Source organism: Thermaerobacillus caldiproteolyticus (assembly GCF_015326725.1).
GTDB classification, from domain to species: domain Bacteria; phylum Bacillota; class Bacilli; order Bacillales; family Anoxybacillaceae; genus Thermaerobacillus; species Thermaerobacillus caldiproteolyticus.
Window position 1 is genome coordinate 2155960 of the sequence record NZ_CP064060.1, and the last position, 20367, is coordinate 2176326.

General features: G+C 40.1%; 23 protein-coding genes. 7 read left to right on the forward strand and 16 right to left on the reverse strand.

What is annotated here, in order from left to right; translation table 11 throughout:
* Positions 1–69 precede the first annotated feature (69 nt).
* Genes ISX45_RS10815 through ISX45_RS10850 form a run of 8 tightly spaced genes read right to left on the reverse strand, consistent with a single transcriptional unit; the run spans position 70 to position 5115 of the window.
* On the reverse strand, positions 70–813 hold the full coding sequence (locus ISX45_RS10815; RefSeq protein ID WP_181554475.1) for a class I SAM-dependent DNA methyltransferase: 744 nt from the start codon (positions 811–813) through the stop codon (positions 70–72).
* Complete coding sequence (gene rsfS, locus ISX45_RS10820) at positions 810–1166, reverse strand: ribosome silencing factor (protein ID WP_181554476.1); 357 nt, start codon at positions 1164–1166, stop codon at positions 810–812. Before rsfS ends, ISX45_RS10815 begins: the two co-directional genes overlap by 4 nt.
* Positions 1163–1741, reverse strand: coding sequence for a bis(5'-nucleosyl)-tetraphosphatase (symmetrical) YqeK (gene yqeK / locus ISX45_RS10825; RefSeq protein ID WP_181554477.1), 579 nt, complete (start codon positions 1739–1741; stop codon positions 1163–1165). The genes rsfS and yqeK overlap by 4 nt, the downstream gene beginning before the upstream one ends.
* Positions 1728–2300 carry a nicotinate-nucleotide adenylyltransferase gene (locus tag ISX45_RS10830; RefSeq protein ID WP_194518963.1) on the reverse strand — a complete coding sequence of 191 codons (573 nt, stop codon included), beginning with the start codon at positions 2298–2300 and terminating at the stop codon, positions 1728–1730. The genes yqeK and ISX45_RS10830 overlap by 14 nt, the downstream gene beginning before the upstream one ends.
* 32 nt (positions 2301–2332) lie before the next feature.
* Positions 2333–2626 (reverse strand): ribosome assembly RNA-binding protein YhbY, encoded by a 294-nt coding sequence (yhbY, locus tag ISX45_RS10835; protein ID WP_181554479.1) that lies wholly within the window; start codon positions 2624–2626, stop codon positions 2333–2335.
* On the reverse strand, positions 2613–3461 hold the full coding sequence (gene aroE / locus ISX45_RS10840) for a shikimate dehydrogenase (protein WP_181554480.1): 849 nt from the start codon (positions 3459–3461) through the stop codon (positions 2613–2615). The genes yhbY and aroE overlap by 14 nt, the downstream gene beginning before the upstream one ends.
* Positions 3462–3490: 29 nt before the next feature.
* Complete coding sequence (gene yqeH, locus ISX45_RS10845) at positions 3491–4600, reverse strand: ribosome biogenesis GTPase YqeH (RefSeq protein ID WP_220129351.1); 1110 nt, start codon at positions 4598–4600, stop codon at positions 3491–3493.
* Complete coding sequence (locus ISX45_RS10850) at positions 4600–5115, reverse strand: YqeG family HAD IIIA-type phosphatase (RefSeq protein WP_194518964.1); 516 nt, start codon at positions 5113–5115, stop codon at positions 4600–4602. Before ISX45_RS10850 ends, yqeH begins: the two co-directional genes overlap by 1 nt.
* 339 nt (positions 5116–5454) lie before the next feature.
* Between ISX45_RS10850 and ISX45_RS10855 the strand changes: the two genes are divergently transcribed.
* Positions 5455–5595, forward strand: coding sequence for a sporulation histidine kinase inhibitor Sda (locus ISX45_RS10855; protein WP_181554483.1), 141 nt, complete (start codon positions 5455–5457; stop codon positions 5593–5595).
* Between the two features lie 34 nt (positions 5596–5629).
* Here the strand turns inward: ISX45_RS10855 and ISX45_RS10860 are convergent, their stop codons facing one another.
* Positions 5630–6409 (reverse strand): phosphatidylserine decarboxylase, encoded by a 780-nt coding sequence (locus ISX45_RS10860; protein ID WP_181554484.1) that lies wholly within the window; start codon positions 6407–6409, stop codon positions 5630–5632.
* 120 nt (positions 6410–6529) lie between these two features.
* Here ISX45_RS10860 and pssA point away from each other — a divergent pair, with 120 nt between their 5' ends.
* The 3 genes from pssA (at position 6530) to motB (ending at position 8804) form a co-directional block, all read left to right on the forward strand.
* The gene (gene pssA, locus ISX45_RS10865) at positions 6530–7069 is read left to right on the forward strand and encodes a CDP-diacylglycerol--serine O-phosphatidyltransferase (RefSeq protein WP_194518965.1); all 540 of its coding nucleotides are present in this window, start codon (positions 6530–6532) and stop codon (positions 7067–7069) included.
* A 195-nt stretch (positions 7070–7264) separates the two neighbouring features.
* A complete protein-coding gene (gene motA / locus ISX45_RS10870) occupies positions 7265–8056 on the forward strand; it encodes a flagellar motor stator protein MotA (RefSeq protein ID WP_181554486.1) in 792 nt (263 codons plus the stop codon).
* Entirely contained in the window at positions 8049–8804 is a 756-nt protein-coding gene (gene motB, locus ISX45_RS10875) for a flagellar motor protein MotB (RefSeq protein ID WP_194518966.1), read from the forward strand. Before motA ends, motB begins: the two co-directional genes overlap by 8 nt.
* A 177-nt stretch (positions 8805–8981) precedes the next feature.
* Here the strand turns inward: motB and ytvI are convergent, their stop codons facing one another.
* The 5 genes from ytvI to gltP all read right to left on the reverse strand — a co-directional run bounded on the left by ytvI (position 8982) and on the right by gltP (position 14299).
* Positions 8982–10010: a sporulation integral membrane protein YtvI gene (gene ytvI / locus ISX45_RS10880; protein WP_220129352.1), complete on the reverse strand. Its 1029-nt coding sequence runs from the start codon at positions 10008–10010 to the stop codon at positions 8982–8984.
* Between the two features lie 109 nt (positions 10011–10119).
* On the reverse strand, positions 10120–10899 hold the full coding sequence (locus ISX45_RS10885; RefSeq protein WP_194518967.1) for an undecaprenyl-diphosphate phosphatase: 780 nt from the start codon (positions 10897–10899) through the stop codon (positions 10120–10122).
* Between the two features lie 22 nt (positions 10900–10921).
* The gene (gene pyk, locus ISX45_RS10890) at positions 10922–11983 is read right to left on the reverse strand and encodes a pyruvate kinase (protein ID WP_194520685.1); all 1062 of its coding nucleotides are present in this window, start codon (positions 11981–11983) and stop codon (positions 10922–10924) included.
* Between the two features lie 66 nt (positions 11984–12049).
* Complete coding sequence (locus tag ISX45_RS10895; protein ID WP_181554490.1) at positions 12050–12646, reverse strand: undecaprenyl phosphate transporter UptA; 597 nt, start codon at positions 12644–12646, stop codon at positions 12050–12052.
* A 387-nt stretch (positions 12647–13033) separates the two neighbouring features.
* Complete coding sequence (gltP, locus tag ISX45_RS10900; RefSeq protein ID WP_181554491.1) at positions 13034–14299, reverse strand: glutamate/aspartate:proton symporter GltP; 1266 nt, start codon at positions 14297–14299, stop codon at positions 13034–13036.
* A gap of 191 nt (positions 14300–14490) precedes the next feature.
* On the opposite strand from gltP, the gene sigK reads away from it, so the two are divergent.
* On the forward strand, positions 14491–15201 hold the full coding sequence (sigK, locus tag ISX45_RS10905; protein WP_181554492.1) for an RNA polymerase sporulation sigma factor SigK: 711 nt from the start codon (positions 14491–14493) through the stop codon (positions 15199–15201).
* Between the two features lie 519 nt (positions 15202–15720).
* Here the strand turns inward: sigK and ISX45_RS10910 are convergent.
* Both ISX45_RS10910 and ISX45_RS10915 read right to left on the reverse strand, forming a co-directional pair.
* Positions 15721–16860 (reverse strand): aminotransferase class V-fold PLP-dependent enzyme, encoded by a 1140-nt coding sequence (locus tag ISX45_RS10910; protein WP_194518968.1) that lies wholly within the window; start codon positions 16858–16860, stop codon positions 15721–15723.
* Between the two features lie 241 nt (positions 16861–17101).
* Positions 17102–17722 (reverse strand): LysE/ArgO family amino acid transporter, encoded by a 621-nt coding sequence (locus ISX45_RS10915; protein ID WP_194518969.1) that lies wholly within the window; start codon positions 17720–17722, stop codon positions 17102–17104.
* A gap of 131 nt (positions 17723–17853) precedes the next feature.
* Between ISX45_RS10915 and ISX45_RS10920 the strand changes: the two genes are divergently transcribed.
* Complete coding sequence (locus ISX45_RS10920) at positions 17854–18639, forward strand: PhzF family phenazine biosynthesis protein (protein WP_194518970.1); 786 nt, start codon at positions 17854–17856, stop codon at positions 18637–18639.
* A gap of 76 nt (positions 18640–18715) precedes the next feature.
* A complete protein-coding gene (gene pdxR / locus ISX45_RS10925; RefSeq protein WP_194518971.1) occupies positions 18716–20167 on the forward strand; it encodes a MocR-like pyridoxine biosynthesis transcription factor PdxR in 1452 nt (483 codons plus the stop codon).
* Positions 20168–20367 lie beyond the last annotated feature (200 nt).

A 20367-nucleotide genomic window follows, 5' to 3' on the forward strand; every position in this document is an offset into this window, starting at 1 on the left:
AAAAAGTTATCCGGATTTTGAACGAATCCGTGTCATGCGGACACGGATTCGTTCAGACATTCGGACAGCTTATTTTTTGGCAACAAAGAAAATTCTCTCCGCCATATCGCTTGGCGGTTCGTCCGTAAAATCGGCTGTTACTTCAAGCACTGTAAACCCAGCAGAGACAAGCCATTGTTTATATTGTTCAACGTCATATGTACGCTGAACATGCACTTCATCGTACCGCTCATATTTTCCGTTTTTTTCACGAACGAAAAACGTTAATTCATGCTCGACGCTATGTTCCTCTTCAAGAGGATAGCATGTCCAAATATAACTAATCTCCTCATCGTTGCTTGTAAATGTTGCATCTTGAAAAATGTGATCCATTTTATAAGTGGAGTGAACGTCAAATAATAATAACCCACCTTCATGTAACAGCTCGTAAATGCGCGAAAAGGTTTGCTGCACTTCCATTTCATGTTGTAAATAGTTCAGTGAATCACAAAAAATCATCGCACAATCAAACGGTGAAAATCCTTCTAATTCCGTCATATTTTGCTGAAAAAATTGCACTGATATATGCTGTTTCTCCGCTTTTGCTTGCGCAACAGCGAGCATGTTTTCTGATAGATCTACACCAGTAACATCGAATCCGTCCTTCGCTAGACGAATCGCTAACTCTCCAGTTCCACATCCAACATCAAGCAAGCGCTTTGTTTTTGTTCGTCCATACATTTTAATTTTGCTCTTTACAAACGCTTGCCACGAGTCATACGGTGCCTCTTTCATTAACTCATCGTACCAATAGGCAAATGATTCATAGGTCATTGTTGTAAATCACTCGCTACATCCTCAAGCGGTGCATCTCCCCACAGACGCTCTAGGTTGTAATAGCTGCGCTCATCTTTATGAAAGACATGAGCGACTACGTCTCCTAAATCGACTAAAATCCACTTCGCCTCGTCAAATCCTTCCAAACGTTTGACAGGAATGTCGTTTTCTTCTGCTTTCTCTTTAATTTCCCGCGCAATAGCTTGTACTTGCTTTTCTGAATTCCCGTGACAAATCATAAAATAATCCGCCACAAGCGAGATGCCTTTCATGTTCAACGCAACGATATCCTCTGCCTTTTTTTCATCTGCAGCTCGAACAGCGACACGTAAAATATCTCGTTCCGTCATTCACGTGGTTCCCCCTTTATAGTCATGATCAGTGAATTGTACGTATGGATCGTATCCGGGTAAATCAATTGATTCTTTTTCAACAAAAACTGAATCGTGTTTTGCAATGCTTTTATAAGCGCTTTATCTAAATCTTGTTGTGCCAATTCGCGCACTTCATCTACCCCCGGAAAAATGCGCCCCGGTTCGATATAATCAGCAACATACACAATTTTTTCAAGCAACGTCATATTCGCACGGCCAGACGTATGGTAGCGAATCGCATTTAAAATCTCTTCGTCTTGAATACCGGCTTCCGTTTTGACTAAGTAAGCTCCAACCGGAGCATGCCAAAGCTCTGTATTATAATAAAGTAAATCGTTTGGCATATTTTGCTCTAAAATGATTCGTTTCATTTCCTCTTTCGGACGAAACTTCGCATAATCGTGAAAAATCGCGGCTAATTCCGCTTTTTTTACATCGGCACCATACCGTTTGGCTAGCTGTATCGCTGTTTCCATCACACCAAGCGTATGTTGGTAACGATGTTCTGTTAATTGTTGTTTTACAATAGCTAACGCTTCATGACGTTCCATAGAGCTTCTTCTCCTCAATATACAATCTCACTTGTTCCGGTACTAAATAACGAATGCTTCTTCCATGTTTCATTCGCTCACGAATGAGCGATGATGAAACAGCAAATTCAGGGATTTCCACTTCAATAAGCGGATATGATGTTTTCAGTGAAAAGCCGGGGCGTTTCACTCCAACAAACGTGACTAATTCAACGAGTCGATCAATATAATACCAATTCGGCAAATATTCCACCATATCTGCACCGATGATAAAATAAAACTCGTTATTGGGGTAAATGGCTTTTAATTGACTCATCGTGTCATACGTATAAGAAGGTCCTTCCCGTTGCAACTCGATCGTTTCGATTTTAAACTGCGGATGATCAGCAATCGCCAGTTGAAGCATATGCAATCGGTCTTCGCTGCATGTCACTTGTTCATGCTGCTTATGAGGAGGGATATGGTTTGGCATAAACCAAATTTCCGATAAGTGCAAGGCGTGTAACACCTCATTTGCCATTAATAAATGACCGTAATGCGGCGGATCAAACGTCCCCCCGAAAATTCCGATTTTCTTCATTTGTTCCCTCCCCTTGTCAGCCAACTGTTCGTTTATTTCGGTAAGATGATTTGTTTGTTCTCCTTTGATTCTTTATACAAGACGATCGTATTGCCGATCGTTTGGACGAGCTCCGCGCTAGCACCAGCAGCAAGCTGTTCAGCCACAACATTTCGATCATCTTCGCAATTTTGCAGCACACTCACTTTAATGAGTTCACGCGCTTCTAACGCATCAACAATTTGCTTGATCATGTTCTCATTAACTCCGCCTTTTCCTACTTGAAAAATCGGCTTCAAATGATGAGCTTTTGCTCGTAAAAAACGTTTTTGCTTACCTGTTAACATTGTTTCCCTCCAAGTGTTGAATAACAATTTGTTTCATCCGTTGAACATTTGGAAAAATCCCTGTCCATTTTTCAAAAGCTAACGCTCCTTGATATACAAACATTCCGACTCCATTTTGTACAATCGCCTTTCTCGTGCGCGCTTCTTGAAGCCATTTCGTTTCTAATGGATTATAAATAATATCGCTCACGACCGTCCCTTCCTTCATATTCGCAAGCGAAATCGGCATCTCATCCACGTGCGGATACAGCCCGACTGATGTTGTGTTAATGAGTATATCATAATCTCCCAAGCGCTCCTCAGCTTCCTGCAACGAGTAAGCGGCGGAAGCAATCGCAACATCGGATTCAGCAATCAGTTCCTGGGCTTTAGAAACAGTACGATTGCAAATGTCAATCCGCTCTGCCCCGCAGTGAACAAGCGTAAAATAAATTCCTCTTGCTGCTCCACCTGCCCCAATGAGCAAAATACGTTTTCCTGCCACTTCTACTTTTACTTCTTCCTGCAATGCGCGCACAAAACCGGGACCGTCTGTATTATAACCGATTAGTCGGCCATTTTCATTCACAATCGTGTTGACCGCTCCGATACGTCGCGCCGTTTCATCTACCTCATCTAAGAACGGAATAACCGCAGTTTTATGTGGGATGGTAACGTTTATTCCCGAAATGCCGAGCGCCTTTATTCCTTTTACCGCTTCTTCTAACTGCTCTCTCTCGACATGGAATGCATGATAGTATGCCTCTATTCCTAGCTGGTGAAACGCATCGTTATGCATAAGCGGTGAGAGCGAATGTTGCACAGGGCACCCAATTAACGCGTATAACTTTCTCATTCTCCTCTTCCCCCAACACGTACTTTGCTTTAAATAAGCGATTTTCTCATGAATACACTAACTCCTTTTGGAACATACGCCTTCACTTGTGCTCCAGGCTCATTACAAGTCACCCATCCAAGTCCAGAAAAGACAATATCTGTTTTTGCTTCTTTAATCGTAAAAGAATGGGCAACTAGCGGCGGAAGCTCATCCATATAGTCTGCGCGCGGCGGCTGCAATAGCTCTCCCCGCTGTTTGGCATAAAGTTCATCGGCCTTTTCTAGCTTTGTTCGATGAATCAATAACTCGTTGGAAAAATAACAAACGAGCGAGCGGCGTCCTCCTTTTATATAGTCTAACCGCGCAAGTCCACCGAAAAATAATGTTTGTTGTTCATTAAGCTGATATACTTTCGGATGAATTTCTCGCTTTGGAGTAATCACTTTTAAATCTTTTTTATCCACAAAATGCGCCATTTGATGGTGATTAATAATCCCTGGTGTATCATAAATGGCCGCACCATCGTCTAACGGAATTTCGATAACATCAAGCGTCGTTCCTGGAAAATACGACGTTGTAATCACGTTTCCTTCACCAGTCACTTCTTGAATGATCCGGTTAATAAACGTCGATTTTCCGACGTTCGTGCAGCCGACCACATACACATCTTTGCCCGAGCGGTAGTGGTCAATCATCTCCATCACTTGACGCATCCCAATTCCTTTGACTGCACTAATTAAACAAACATCAACCGGTTTTAATCCCAAATCCTTCGCGGATTTTCTCATCCAATTAATCAATTTCGGATATTTCACTGATTTAGGAAGCAAGTCAACTTTGTTGCCAACAAGCAAAATCGGATTGTTGCCAGCAAAACGATGCAATCCCGGCAGCCAGCTTCCGTTGAAATCAAAAATATCTACGATTTTGACAATAAGGGCATCTGTTTGACCGATTCCATGTAAAATTTTTAAAAAATCGTCATCGGTTAAAGAGACATCTTGAATCTCATTATAATGTTTTAAACGAAAACAACGTTGACAAATGACTTCCTCTTTTTCCAAAGCAGCTGGAGGAGCATATCCCACTTTTGTTTCGTCTTCTGTTTGAATTTGTACTCCACAACCAATACAGCGAATTACTTCTTGTTCCACCATCATTCCTCCCAGTAAATCATGCCTTTTCGTCGCATTATATTTAAAATTTTCCGTTCCACTTTTCGGTTCAACCGCGTCCATAGCCCGTCAGTTTGGGCAACTGGCACTACTAAAATTGTATGCAAACCAAGACGGTTTCCTCCAAGCACATCAGTTAACAGTTGATCTCCAATGACAACAACTTCCTCTTTTCGCAAATCCATCATATATAATGCCTTTTGAAACCCGCGAGTGAGCGGTTTTCTTGCTTCAAATATAAACGGGATACCGAGCGGTTCAGCAAATGATTGGACGCGGTTTTTGTTATTATTTGATACGATAATCACCTTAATGCCCGCATTTTTCATACTTTGAAACCATTGCGTAAGCTCCGGTGTAGCCGACGGACGATCCCATTCAACAAGCGTATTATCCAAATCGGTAATAATCCCTTTAACTCCTTTTTCTGTTAGCATTTCTGGAGTAATATCAAAAACGCTCTTCGCATATTGACTAGGTAAAAAATAGTTGAGCACGCCCTCTTCACCTTTCTTTTTTCACATTCAGCCTTTAACCATCATACATAATTTTTTATATCGTTTCAAAACAAAGTTTTACAAATATATACAAGACTAAAAAATTTTTCGACAAACTTCTTCTTTTTCACAAACTGTGGATAAGTTTACCCACATTATTCACACATACTATATCTACTTTCCTGTGTTTTATAAACACATTTTCCACATGTTATCCACTAAGCACTGTGGATAACAGAACGATTGTTCTACATGTTTAAACGTGTTACATTAAAGGTAACTTACCATTATATGTATTGATTTCAAATTCTATTCCATCGTTAAAGGAGGTTTCTCGGCATGAAAAATTTATCGGATGAGTTGCTAATTGAATCGTACTATAAAGCAAAAGAGCTCAAGTTAAGCCCTGAATTTATCGAATTGATTAAAAGAGAAATTCTCCGACGTTCATTAGGACATAGAATCAGACTTTCCTCATAAGATACAAATTCGAGCCACAGGGCTCTTTTTTTATTTATTTTAAATAGCCGATTCGTTCCCCAACCTTAATAGCCATCGGAGCCGTGATTCTTGAATCAAGCTCCATACTATCTTTTTCAAATAACAATACGACTGTAGAACCAAACGAAAAATACGCCATTTCTTCTCCTTTAACAAGGTGGTCATTCGGATGGGTTAATTCGATGCTGTTAACAAACATCGCTCCAATTTTCACGATGGCTATATTCCTTCCTCTGGCATTCACTTCCGTAATCATTCGATAATTTTTAGATAATGGCTTTTTTCCATACTTTAACCCAAGCTGATTGACAGGATAGGATTTATGACCAAGCGACCACTGCCGCGTAACGACTCCAGATATTGGGCTATGAATTCGGTGATAATGACTTGGGCTTAAATACAAAATAATAAACAATCCATTTAAATATTTTTCAGCAGCGCTGTCGCTTCCAAGCATTTCTTGAATGGAGTACGTTTTTCCTTTCACGATGATTTCTTTGTTTTCGCTAACTGTACCGATATCTTCAATGACTGCATCAACGGGGCTAATAATGCTGTTGGCTGTTTGATCAATTGGCCTTGCCCCAGCCTTTAGTTTGCGAATAAATAATTGCTGCAGTGTTTCATAATGGTGTAAACTTTTTTCCATCTCTTCTTGGTTAATTTGATAAATTTTAGCATAAGATGGAATGAGAATGGCACTTAACCGCGATTTCGTAAAAAAGGCGATCATTTTTGAAGAAAATGAGTGATTCGTTAATTCAATCATAAAGCGATACAACCATTTTAACAAACAAGTTCCCTCCAATTTATGTCTCAAGTCATCTTTACTACTTTTCATATTATAAATAAAATGATTATAATTGAAGTAGATTTTTTTGTCGCGTTTAGTGCGAAAAAGGAGTGAGGAGAAATGTTTTTATCAGACTATCTCGATCATACACTGAAAAAGTTAAAGGCACATACAGCAAACGTATTGACATTAACCAACCTTTGCCTAGGCGGTTTTTCTGTTTTATTTACGATGAAAGGGCAGTTCAATGTCAGTTTACTACTCATCTTTTTAGCTGCCTTAGCCGATCGATTTGATGGAACAGTCGCAAGAAAATTAAATATTGAATCAGAACTCGGCAAACAATTGGACTCAATGAGTGATATTATATCATTTGGTGTGGCTCCAGCACTATTGATATATCAAAGTTTGTTGCACGAATTTGGCGCTCCCGGTTCATTTTTCACCATTTTATATATTGGATGCGGTGCGTTTCGTTTGGCACGATTTAACATCAGTGAAAACAATGGATATTTTTCGGGACTCCCAATTACAGCTGCCGGAGTACTGCTTACATTAAGTTATTTAACCATTCATTATTTTCCTCCACAATTTTTTATTTTCTTCATCATGATTTTATCGTTTTTAATGGTGGGAACCTTTAAATTGAAAAAAGTATAAAGGGAAACAGGCTGTCCTTTCAAGGCAAAAGGCGATGAAAGGAACAGCCTTTTATTTTTGACTCATACCAAATTCCCTTTTCAATTCCTTGGATTAATTATATGATAAATCTGGATTGATTATAAGAATATAGTAGAAATCAAACACAGCCACAACACCTAACAGCTAATTTTTACAAGTAACGGAGGGATTACATTGGACAAAACATCTATTATTGGAATTATACTTGGCATTATTGCTGTAGGGGTGGGAATGTATTTTAAAGGAGTCAGCCCAAGCGTATTAATTAACCCTGCGGCGATTTTGATTATTCTTGTTGGAACCGCAGCGGCAGTCACGATTGCCTTTCCAACACGCGACATAAAAAAAGTACCTAAACTATTTGGTGTCATCTTTAAAGAGCAAAACATTCCTACGATTGAAGAATTAATTCCAATGTTTGTAGAATGGGCGAATATTGCACGCCGCGAAGGATTATTGGCATTAGAGGCAAAAGTATCGGAAATCGAAGATCCGTTTTTACGCAATGGATTAAACTTGGCGATCGACGGACAAACCCAGGATTTTATCCGCGATGTGATGACCGAAGAGATTGCAGCAATGGAAGAACGCCATCAAGCCAATGCAGCGATTTTTACTCAAGCAGGTACATACGCTCCGACTCTCGGGGTACTTGGAGCGGTTGTTGGTTTAATTGCCGCGTTAGGAAATATGGACAATGTAAGTGAGCTTGGTCATGCGATCAGTGCCGCATTCGTCGCGACATTAATGGGTATTTTTACCGGTTATGTATTGTGGCACCCATTTGCCAATAAGCTCAAACGAAAATCAAAAGAGGAAGTAAAAATACGTCAAGTAATGATTGAGGGAGTGCTTTCGATTTTAGAGGGACAAGCTCCTCGCGCTATCGAGCAAAAGTTAGCTTCGTATCTCCCGGAAAGCGAACGAAAACGAATCATGGAACAGGGAGAGAAACAAGATGAGTAAAAAAAAGAAGCATCATCATGAAGATCATATTGATGAAACATGGCTCATTCCGTATGCGGATTTATTGACGCTTTTGTTGGCGCTGTTTATCGTCCTATTTGCCAGTAGTCAGCTTGATCAGAAAAAATTCGAAGAGATTGCCCGTTCGTTTAATAGTGCCATATCGGGGGGAATCGGTGTTTTTGATTTTCCAAGCCCGATTGAAGAAGAGCAGCCTCAGTCGCAATCGATAAACAAGAAAAAACAGCAACAAAACGAACAACAGCGGCAAGAACAAAAAGAACTGCAAGAAATTCAGGCAAAAATTAATCAATATATTGAAAAGCAACATTTAACCGGCGAATTAAAAACGACGTTGACAGAGGAAGGGTTACTGATTACCATCCTAAATGACATCTTATTTGATTCAGGAAGTGCAGATGTGCGGCCACAGGATCAAAAGTTGGCTAAAGAAATTTCTCGCCTTCTTGTCATGAATCCACCACGCAATATTATTGTCAGTGGACATACGGACAATGTGCCAATTCGCAATTCCAAATTTTCTTCAAACTGGGAATTGAGCGTCATGCGTGCTGTCAATTTTATGAAGCTTTTATTAGAAAACAAACAGCTAGACCCACGCTGGTTTAGCGCAAAAGGATACGGTGAATTTAAGCCTGTAGCTTCCAACGACACAGCAGAAGGACGGATGAAGAATCGCCGTGTCGAAATTTTGATTTTACCAAACAACCAAAGCAAAAATGAGTAAAGAGCTGACGGAGTTCCCGTCAGCTCTTTTTAATTAACAAATTATATAGCAACTGCGCAATACTTCATAAAAGCATGAATGGAACAAGAAAGACTTTATGTAGCTCAGTAGCTAGCCTGCTCTAAACGTTTCTTTGGTGAAACCTTGCAGGAAAGTGACTTACCTCTCCTTTGTTTATCACAACTTAAATGAAAATTTAATCACTCCTGCTTTGATCATCGCTTCCATAATAATAACAAGTGCTGGACCAAGGAAAAGACCGATAAATCCTAGTAGCTGAAAGCCCAAATACACACTGACTAACGCGGCTAAAGGTGTAATGCCTAAATTTGATGAGAAAATTTTTGGCTCAATAATCCGCCGGATAACTGTAATCACGACAAATAAAATAATGAGCCCAATCCCGAGCGTTTCGTTACCGTTTGCGATACTAATGATTCCCCACGGAACAAGAACGGAACCAGTTCCCAAAATCGGTAAAATATCAACAATAACAATGAGAAGTGACAAAATGACAGCGTAGTCTACTTTTAAAAGCAAAAGTCCGCCTAGTGCGAGTAAAAAAGTAATGACACTTAATAAAAATTGCGCTTTGATGAAACCAATTCCCGCTTTACTTAACTGTGTGACAATAAACGTTACTCTCTCTTCCGTACGAGGCGATAAATGCTTTTTGACTCCCGCTTTTAACCTTGGCAAATCTAAACTAATTAAAAACAACGCGACTAAATAAACTAAAAAGTGTATGACAAACTCTGGAACCATCGTAATGTAGTGAATAATCGATTGAGTCAAGTTTGTCGCAAATTCAAGAAGTAAATTTTTAATTGTTTCTACGCTATTTTCTAATGATGAGATAATTTCTTTTGGAATCGAACTGGAATACGATTCCCATGTTTGGATAAAGCGATTGACTACTTCGGTTGTTTCCGCTAAAAAAGATGGCAATTTTTGCGAAAACGTCATAAATTGTTGAACAAGAATGACTACCATAAAGTAAGAAACAAATCCAAACATGATAAGAAATAGGGAGAAAACAGCCGTCACTGCATGAATTCGCTTTAAATGATAGTTTCGCTGCAACTTTTGCACAGCAGGCTCTAATAAAAGCGCAGTAATTAGCGCAAAAATAAGCGGTAAGCTATATGGAACTAAAAATAAACCAATAGCAATAATAACAGCAAGTATGAAAAATTTTTTCACCATTGTCCCTCATTCAACTCATTTCTGCATCATCATCGATCTCTATTAATAAATATAACGAATGAAAAAAAGACAATCAATAAAAAACACGACCTTTTCTAATAGGCCGTGTTTAAAATCTTCCGGTCAATTGGAAGGTGAGAACGACGATACCGAGAACCCATACATATACAGCAAATCCCTTCAATGAATGCTTTTGTAAGTAATTAATCATCCATCGTACAGCTACGTAGCCAAATAATGCGGAAGATATTGCTCCGATAACGAGCGCACTAACGGAGATCGCCTCCACTTTCCCCTCTAATAAATCAAGAGACTGCAATACAATCGCTCCAGCAATTGCCGGGATTGATAACAAAAACGAAAAATAGGCAGCTGTTTCCCGATCGAGCTTGCGAATCAATCCGCCGACAATTGTAAGTCCCGAACGTGAAATTGCTGGAAAAATGGCGGCTGCTTGAAACGTACCGATGACAAGCGCATCCGTATAAGTAATATCATCCATTCGTTTATATCCATTTTTGACGCCATCAGCTAACCACAGAAACATACCGGTAATTAAAAACTCCCATCCAATCGTTACACCCGTTTTCGAGATTTCCTCAAAATAATCTTTGAATAACAGACCTATCACAACGGCAGGAATCGTACCAATAATTAGTAAAAACGTTAATTTACTAAACGGCTTTCGAATAATATAAAGCAATTCCTCTTTATAAATGACAAACACCGCTAACAATGTGCCAATATGAAGCATCGTATCGAGAAACAAGCCTGCTTCATCAAGGCCAAATAAATGTCTTCCTAAATATAAATGACCGGTACTGCTAATGGGTAAAAATTCTGTTAACCCTTGGATCATCCCCAAAATAAATGCTTCAAATTTTGTCATGCTCCCCTCTCCCCATAATCATTTATACCGTGTCTAACAGTTTTATCATATCTTGAAAATCAAATGGCGCTTCACATTTCATGTTTTCCGCAAATGAACTAATCGTTTTCAATGTTGTGACACTTTCAATCGGATGCTTTCCGGATGCGCTTTCCGCTGATAACATCACCGCATTTGTCCCATCTAGCACCGCTTGAAAAATATCGGTCACTTCAGCGCGAGTCGGCCTTTCATGTTCGATCATGGACTGCAACATTTGTGTCGCGGTAATAACATACGTATTAAAGCGATTGCACTCATAAATCATTGCCTTTTGTAACAAAGGTACCCAAGCAAACGGCAACTCCACTCCCAAATCTCCGCGCGCAATCATAATGCCATCCGCTTCGTTGCGAATATCAGTAAAATTTCTTACTGCTTCTAATGTTTCGATTTTCGCAATCACCATAGGACAAGTGCAGCTGAAAGAAGAAATTATATCACGGATGTCACGGACATGATCAGCTTCTCTGACAAACGAACAAGCAATCATTTCGACTTGTTCATCCAGCAAAAATTGCAAATCACGCTTATCTTTCTCCGTTAATGCAGGGATCGATAGCTTTGCACCAGGGAGGTTCACGCTTTTCCTGCTTCCAATGGTTCCGCCTCTGACTACCTCAGTTTCAACATACTGATTGGTAACCCGCCTAGCAACAAGCTCTACTTCCCCATCATTAACTAATATCTTCGTTCCTACTTTTACATCGTTGACTATATTCGGGTAGTCAACACTCGCCTCCTTCTCCGTCCCCATGCATAGAGTCGTCCACAACACAAATGTCTCTCCTTTTTGAAGGACGGCTTTTCCCTCTTTGATTTCTCCGAGACGAATTTTCGGACCTTGTAAATCGCCTAAAATTTTCACTTGCTTTCCAAGCTGCTTGTTGAAAGAACGAACAGTTTCTATCACTTGGCGATGAGCCAAATGATCCCCATGAGACAGGTTCAGACGTACAATCGTCATTCCGTGTTCCATAAGTGCGCGAATCATTTCTGGATTGTTAGTAGCTGGGCCAATCGTACAAATTTGATCAATCGTCATCATTCATCTCCCTCTTTCGTGAAAACTTTTCCTTAGTTTTCACGATTGTTGGCCCTCTCCATTCTTTTACGCACTTCTTTTGCGCCGATAAACATGAAAAGCAATATAAACGATCATAGCGACAACAGCAATGATGATGATAGGCTGTAAATATGGCCGTGCCATTTCATCAATACGTTGCCAATTGCTTCCTAAACGGTCTCCAAGAAAAATAAAGAAAATCGACCAAGGAATGATGGCACATGTGGTATATAGCGTAAATTTCGACCACGGCATTTTGGCGATTCCGGCAGGGATGGAAATCGCATGACGAACAACAGGAATAAAACGGGCTGTAAAAATAACCCCCGAGCCGTACTTCTCAAACCATTCCTCTGATAAACGAAGATGTTTCTCTTTAATCAATAAATATTTCCCATATTTATCAAGAAATGGTCTACCTCCATAATACCCCATCCAATAAAGAAAAAGTTGAGCAATTGTTCCGCCGATTGTTCCGGCAATCACTGCACCGACAAATGAAACTTCTCCACGTGAAACTAAATACCCCGCATAAGCTAATACAATTTCGCTCGGAATGACTTCGATCATTAACGCAAGCGCAATTCCGGGATAACCTAAATCTGCTAAAAAAGCGAAAATATTTTGAATTAGTTCGTGCATCTTTTTCCCTCCTATGTATCAGACAGGCTCCCAATTTAACCATATTCAAAGCAACATTATACTATACTAAGTACATATAAAAAAATAAGTCTGTAGGCTTAATAAAAAGACGTAAACGCCTCAATTCCGCCTAAAAACTGCCTACATTCTGCGGACAAACAGCGAAATGTCACCACCATGACTCCCGTGATCGGCAAATGTTCTTCGCCTGCAAAACAGCTTTCCATCCAGAGCAGCTTAAATCGTTACGTTTTAAGCCATGTTTTGCTCGAGTTTTGCATCAATGCTGATTCAAGAAACAAACGAGTTGGGTGCTTGTGCTAGACAATGTTCATCTCACATAAAAAAGCGGCCGCCTCATCTATGATGAGGATAGCCGCCTTTCCATTACGCGCTTCGTACAACTTCTTCGACATATTGTTTTCCTTTTTCTTCGTTATATTGTCCTTCCCATTTGGAGATGACAACCGCTGCCAAAGAGTTTCCAACTACGTTCACAGCTGTACGAGCCATATCTAAAATCCGGTCAATTCCTGCAATAAATGCTAATCCTTCGATTGGGATTCCGACTGTTCCTAACGTTGCCAATAAGACAACGAATGAAACACCAGGTACTCCAGCGATTCCTTTCGATGTTACCATTAATACTAATAAAAGGGAAATTTGCTGCGTAATCGACATATCAATTCCGTATAATTGTGCGATGAAAATAGCTGCTAACGCTTGGTATAACGTTGAACCATCTAAATTAAACGAATAACCTGTTGGAATAACAAACGACGTAATCGCCTTCGGACATCCGAATCTTTCCATCTTTTCCATGATTTTAGGAAGTACCGTCTCCGAGCTAGCTGTACTATACGCAAGCACAAGCTCATCTTTCAAAATTTTGATGACATGAAAAATATTCACACCCACTAATTTAGCTACAATTCCAAGGACAACAACCACAAAGAAAATCATTGTTCCATAGACTACAAGCACTAGTTTACTTAATGGAACAAGCGATTCAACACCAAATTTAGAAACGGTAACACCAATTAACGCAAACACACCAAATGGTGCAAACTTCATAATTTGATTCGTCACATAAAACATCGCATCTGCAGTGCTTTGGAAAAATTGCAAAACAGGTTTTCCTTTTTCCCCAATCGCTGCAACACCTAATCCAAACATCACAGAGAAGAAAATAATTGCTAACATATCACCGTTCGCGAGCGACTCAACAATATTTTTTGGCACAATATTCACAACGGTTTCGACCATCGAATGATGTTTTACTTCATTCGTTGTGTCCACATAGCTTTGAATATCCGTTTTTTCCAGATTCTTCATATTGACGCCCTCTCCAGGTTGGAAAAGGTTCGCCGCTAATAGACCAACCACAATCGCGAACGTTGTAATAATTTCAAAATAAATGAGTGTTTTTCCACCTAATTTTCCGAGCTTCTTTAAATCCCCAACATTTGCTACGCCAACGATAAGACTTGACACAACAATTGGAATAACAATCATTTTTATCAAACGAAGGAAAATATCTCCAATTGGTTGCAAATATGTCGCTACGGTAGGGTTTCCGTAAAAAATCGCTCCTACAACAATACCAAGAATTAATCCGATAAAAATTTGCCAAGCAAGTCCAATTTTTTTCATTGACTTCCCCCCTTTTTAGACATAAAACGACAAACTTATTTTATCCTCATTAAGGAATTATGTCAAGAATATTCGCATAATATTGTCATTTACTACCATTATTTTTTTATGTCCAAACACGGACAACTTCGCCTTTTCATACATATAAGTAATAGGCGCATGCCTACAACAACATGGGGTGGGGTGAGAAAATGTCTGGCATCTTGTCTGCATTTACGTTCATCATTAAAGAGTTATTGTTTTTAGTGTCATATATTAAAAATAACGCATTTCCCCAACCGCTAAGCGTAAAAGAAGAGGAAAAATACTTACAGCTCATGGCAGAAGGCGATGAAGAGGCTCGCAACATTTTAATTGAACATAATTTACGACTTGTCGCTCATATTGTCAAGAAATTTGAGAATACAGGCGAAGACGTCGAAGACTTAATTTCGATCGGAACCATCGGCCTCATTAAAGCGATTGAAAGCTATTCACAAGGCAAGGGAACAAAACTCGCAACATACGCGGCTCGCTGTATTGAAAATGAAATATTGATGCATTTGCGCTCGTTAAAGAAAACAAAAAAGGACGTCTCCCTTCACGAGCCGATCGGCCAAGATAAGGAAGGAAACGAAATCAGCCTCATTGATGTATTAAAATCCGAGGGAGAAGATGTCATTGATGAAATTCAATTGAACATGGAGATAGAACAAGTCAAAAAATATATTGATGTGCTGGATGAACGAGAAAAAGAAGTGATCATCAGCCGGTTCGGGCTGAATTTGCAACGGGAAAAAACACAGCGGGAAATCGCTAAAGAACTAGGCATTTCAAGAAGCTACGTGTCGCGCATTGAAAAGCGGGCACTCATGAAAATGTTTCATGAATTTTATCGCAACGAAAAGGAGAAACGTCGATAACCATATACTTTCCAAAAGAAGGGAGCAATCATTCTGCGATTGCCCCTTTTTTGTGTGATGCTGTTTCTACGCTGGCGGATTCGCGTTCGTACAGACGATTTATCCAAAACGTACTAAAACATGATAAAATCTGTATACAACCTTTCGATGGTCAAAGCAAGCAGGAAAGATACTGTCTACAGGACAATGGATGGGCTTGTCCTTTTATGTGGATTCTCTATCTGAGTTTCGTTTTTATTTCGGTAGCTTTTTTTCGTTGCATAAATCCGATATCTTTTGCGATTGGTTGAAGTTGTTGCGATGAAAACAGATGACAGAGCACTTCATGATTTGATTCATAAATGTTCTATAAAACATCCTTTCTAACATCGATGTGATTAGAGATAGAAAAAGCATTTGCTTCACTTGATGTCGATGGGGATAAGTCCTTTCCTTAATAAAAGAGTGGAACAGTTGCGACTCTTTTGGTACATTGTTCATGACAGTTTTCCTCTAATGCCCATCTTGTTAAGCTATCCGTTACTTAGTATTAAGAACAGTTGTTAGCTCGTCAATCGCCTGCTGAACATCATCCTGTGTATTGTAAAAATGGGGAGCGATTCGGATTACATCGTTTCTGGCAGAAACAATAATATTTCTCTCTTTCATGATAGATTCTATCTGCCCAGCATTTTCTGCATAAAAAGCAGTCATGGCGCCTCGTTGATCAGCAGATAGCGGACCAACAGCGCGTAATCCTTTTTCTTGTCCATAATCTAATGTGAATTGAGCTAATTGATTTAAATAAGAAGATATATTCTCTACTCCTATCTCAAGAAGCAAACGAATAGCGGCAGTAGCGGCATAAGCGCTGATGAAAGATGGTGTTCCAGTCTCAAATCGACGTGCTCCAGGCGCTTGTGTTAGTTGATGAACATCGAATTTCGAATGATTCTCCTGGCCAAACCATCCTGTTACACGTGGCTTCCATTTCTCTGCAAGCTCGGTTTTCATATATAAGAAGGACATCCCTGGAATACCTAACATGTATTTCCTAGTTCCTGCTGCCAATATGTCAATATCCATTTTCTTTACATCAATGGGAACCTGTCCTGCTGATTGATAAGCATCAACGAATAAAAGAGAACCTTTACGATGAACAATTTCTGCAATAGCTTTAATGTCTTGCTTGAATCCATTGTAATAACAAATATGAGAGATGGATGTGATGAGCGTATCAGACGTTACAAAACGTTCGTAATACTCTATAGGGATAACTCCATGGTGTGAAGGGATAAAACTCACGTTCGCACCAAACTTTTCCTGGGCAAGCCATACATGACCTACGGTTGGAAAATCCATATCTGTAGTAACAATTCTATTTTTCCCTTTTTCAAAAGAAAGAGAAGAAGCAATAGCGGAAAAAATATCAGAGACCGATCCTAATACAGCAATTTCATTCGGATCAGCACCGATTAATTTTGCAAAACCGTTTTTTGCTTTTTCGACTTCTTGGATGGATGGATTCCAATTAACTCCCATCGTAAGTAAACTATTCAGGTACTCTTCCATAGACTCAGAAACAGCTTTGGATATTGCACCTTGTGAACAACTCGCAAGATGGATCTTAGATGCTAAAACCGGAAATAAGGAACGATAATGAGCGTACGGATGATTCAATCCTAGTTCCTCCTTTCGATTCCGCGTAAATCATTTCTCCTGCTTCTCGGTCTCCCTATTATTAACTGGACTCCTCCTTTTAGTTTACTACTATGTTTAAATGACTCTACAAGAGTTATCTAAAACTACGCTATACGATACTACTGAATCATCACTAAATTTTATTCGAATACATCACTGGCGGGTAATAATGAAACCTCTATTCCTTAACATTCCACGCAATAATCCGAAAACCCGGCTTTTATTTCGCCAGTGTTAATCCAATATAAACCGCTGCTCCCCACATCACTAGGGCAGAAATTTTGTTGAGGACCATCATCAAACGTCCAGATTTATCTAGCTCCCCTGTTATTCGGCCTGCCACAGCCAATCCTATGAACCAGACCCAAGAAACCAGAATGCAGGCAAGTGCAAAAGCTGCTTTTTCCCCTCCATTGTATTGAAGTGAACTTGTTCCGATCACCCCAACCGTATCCATGATCGCATGAGGATTCAGCAGCGAGACCGAAGCCGAAAACGCAATTTGTTTGAGAGGAGTAAACGTTTCTTTGGTTATATTTTCGTTGTTGCTATTTTCAGGGTTACTTTTCCAGGTGTTCCATCCCATATATAGCAAAAACACTATCCCGACGCTCAGTAGTATCGTTTTGAGCCAAAACGAACCTAAAATCACAAGAGATACCCCGAAAACAGCAAGGGTGATTAAAAGCGTATCGCATAGTGAAGCAGTAAGAACGACCGGAAGCACATGGATGAAGCGTTTCTGAAGGGCCCCTTGATTAAAAACAAAAACGTTTTGGACGCCAAGAGGAAGAATGAGTCCAAATGCAAGAATCAGTCCGTGAATGAAGGCTTCTATCATTCCAATCCCTCCTATTGCGTGCTATATGAATACAATTATACTTGGATATCGATCGTTGTCTCCAACCAATTGGATGGATTTTATACCAACCAAATTGTATAATCGAAACAAGAATGATAGGGAGGGAAAAAATGAAAATTTTTCTAATAAATGCTTTTACGGATCAACCATTTACAGGAAATCCTGCTGCCGTTTGTGTTTTACCGGAATCAAAGGATGCCGAATGGATGCAAAAGGTAGCGAAGGAGATCAATTTACCAACAACTGCTTTTCTCGAATATACAAATGGCGGATTCAGCTTGCGTTGGTTTACTCCGACTACTGAAATACCGCTCTGTGGGCATGGAACTTTGGCTAGCGCCTACGTTTTATGGGAGATGGGATACATAAAAGCAGAACATCCAGTAAGTTTTAGTACAAAAAGCGGGATACTCACTGCCACTGTAAAGAATGGTTGGATTGAACTTGACTTTCCATCCGCTCCGGATCACGAAATAACTGCCTCGGACAAACTGATTAAAGCATTGGGAGTTGTACCAAAATACGTGGAAAAAAATCAACTTGATTATATCGTCGAAGTCGAGTCAGAGGATATAGTAAAAAATCTCACACCTGATATAGGTTCCATTGCGCAACTCCCGATTCGTGGAGTAATCGTGACAAGCCGGTCAAGTTCTGGAAAGTTTGATTTCATTTCTCGATTTTTTTCTCCCGCACAAGGGATTGTCGAAGACGCAGTTACCGGTTCGGCACATTGCTGTTTGGGACCTTACTGGAAGCGCCGATTAAACAAAGACGAGTTTATTGCCTATCAGGCCTCAGCTAGAGGCGGAATGATAAAGGTCAAAATGTCAAACAATCGTGTCTTATTATCCGGTAAGGCGGTCACAGTTTTGAAAGGTGAGCTTTTTGTTTAATGCCTTACCTTATCTACAGACTCGTTCAAATATATGAATTCAAAAGTTTTTATATTTATATGGGAGAGAATCTTTCATGATCGAAGTAGATTGGAAACCAGACAAATCATCTCCAATCCCCCTCTATATCCAGATCAAAGAATATATAAAAGAAAAGATTGAAACAGGAGAATGGACTGTAGGGATGAAAATCCCTCCCCAACGCACATTGGCCCAATCATTGGGGGTAAACCGCAGCACGGTCGTTGCGGCTTTAGAAGAATTGATCGCAGAGGGATTGCTGGAAGGAAAAAGCGGAAGCGGGACGAAAGTGATTAACAATACATGGTCCTTGATGACTTCTACCCCTCCCCCGGACTGGAACTCCTATGTGCAAGCAGGGAGCCATTACCCCAATTTGCCTACGATACAGGAAATCAACAAAGCAGAGTTTGATCCAGCTATCATCCGGTTGGGAACGGGAGAGCTTTCTCCTGATTTATTTCCACGCGAGATGATGAAACAAGTATTTAAGCGGTTGCCGGACCGCATTGATTCACTTGGCTACGAAGAACCGAAAGGACTACTTTTTCTTAGAGAACAGCTTAGTGGATATTTGAAAACCATCGGGATTGAGGCTTCCCCTTCTTCCATTTTGATTGTGTCAGGAGCTTTGCAAGCATTGCAATTGATTTCATTAGGTCTCTTGCAGCGGGGGGCTACGATTTTTCTGGAAAAACCATCGTACCTGTATTCCCTGCATGTGTTTCAATCTGCCGGGATGCGATTATTCGGACTTCCTTTAGATGAAGATGGAGTTCAAATAAAAACGATTACGGAACAAAAAAAGCGGCAAAATGCTTCGTTACTTTATACGATTCCGTCCTTCCATAATCCAACGGGAATCTTGATGTCCGAAGAAAGACGGAGAGAACTGATTGATGTATGTGAACAGGAGCGGCTACTAATTATTGAAGATGACGTATACCGGGAACTCTGGCTCGATTCACCGCCTCCTCCACCTTTAAAAGCCATCGATAAAAATGGGCTTGTTCTATACCTGGGAAGCATGTCAAAAACATTGAGTCCAGGTTTGAGAATCGGCTGGGTAGTCGGACCGAAGCCTGTCATTGAACGATTGGCGGATATTAAAATGCAAACCGATTACGGATCCAGTTCCTTGTCTCAGTGGGCTGTTGCGGAATGGCTATCAAGCGGGTTCTATCATCAACATTTGGAAGAGGTCAGAAAGGAATTGAAGATTCGCAGAGAGATCATGATCGATTCATTGCAGAGGTATTTTTCCGACATTGCGACCTGGTCTGTTCCCAAGGGCGGTTTTTATATATGGCTACGCTTATTGCCTTCACTCTCCATAAAGGAACTTTTTGAAAAAGCATTAGAGCGAGGAATTCTATTGAACCCGGGAAATGTCTATGATCAACATGCGACCCAGTATCTTCGCCTTTCTTATTCCTATGCTTCTTTAGCTGACTTGGAAAAAGGAATCTTTCGTCTTTCAGAAGTGATTCGACAGCTAATCTCATAACCCTTTATCTCATTAGTTAACTATTTGTCTTCAGCTTGTCGACAAAGCCGACAAGCTGATCTGCCAACAATAACTATTGGAGGGGCTGATACTATATTAGTTGACTACTTCAAATAAAACATTTCCAAAGTTTCCGCCAGGAAGGATAAATCTAAAATGGCCATCGCTAGGTACAGACATATACCAAAGTGGTTCAGAGC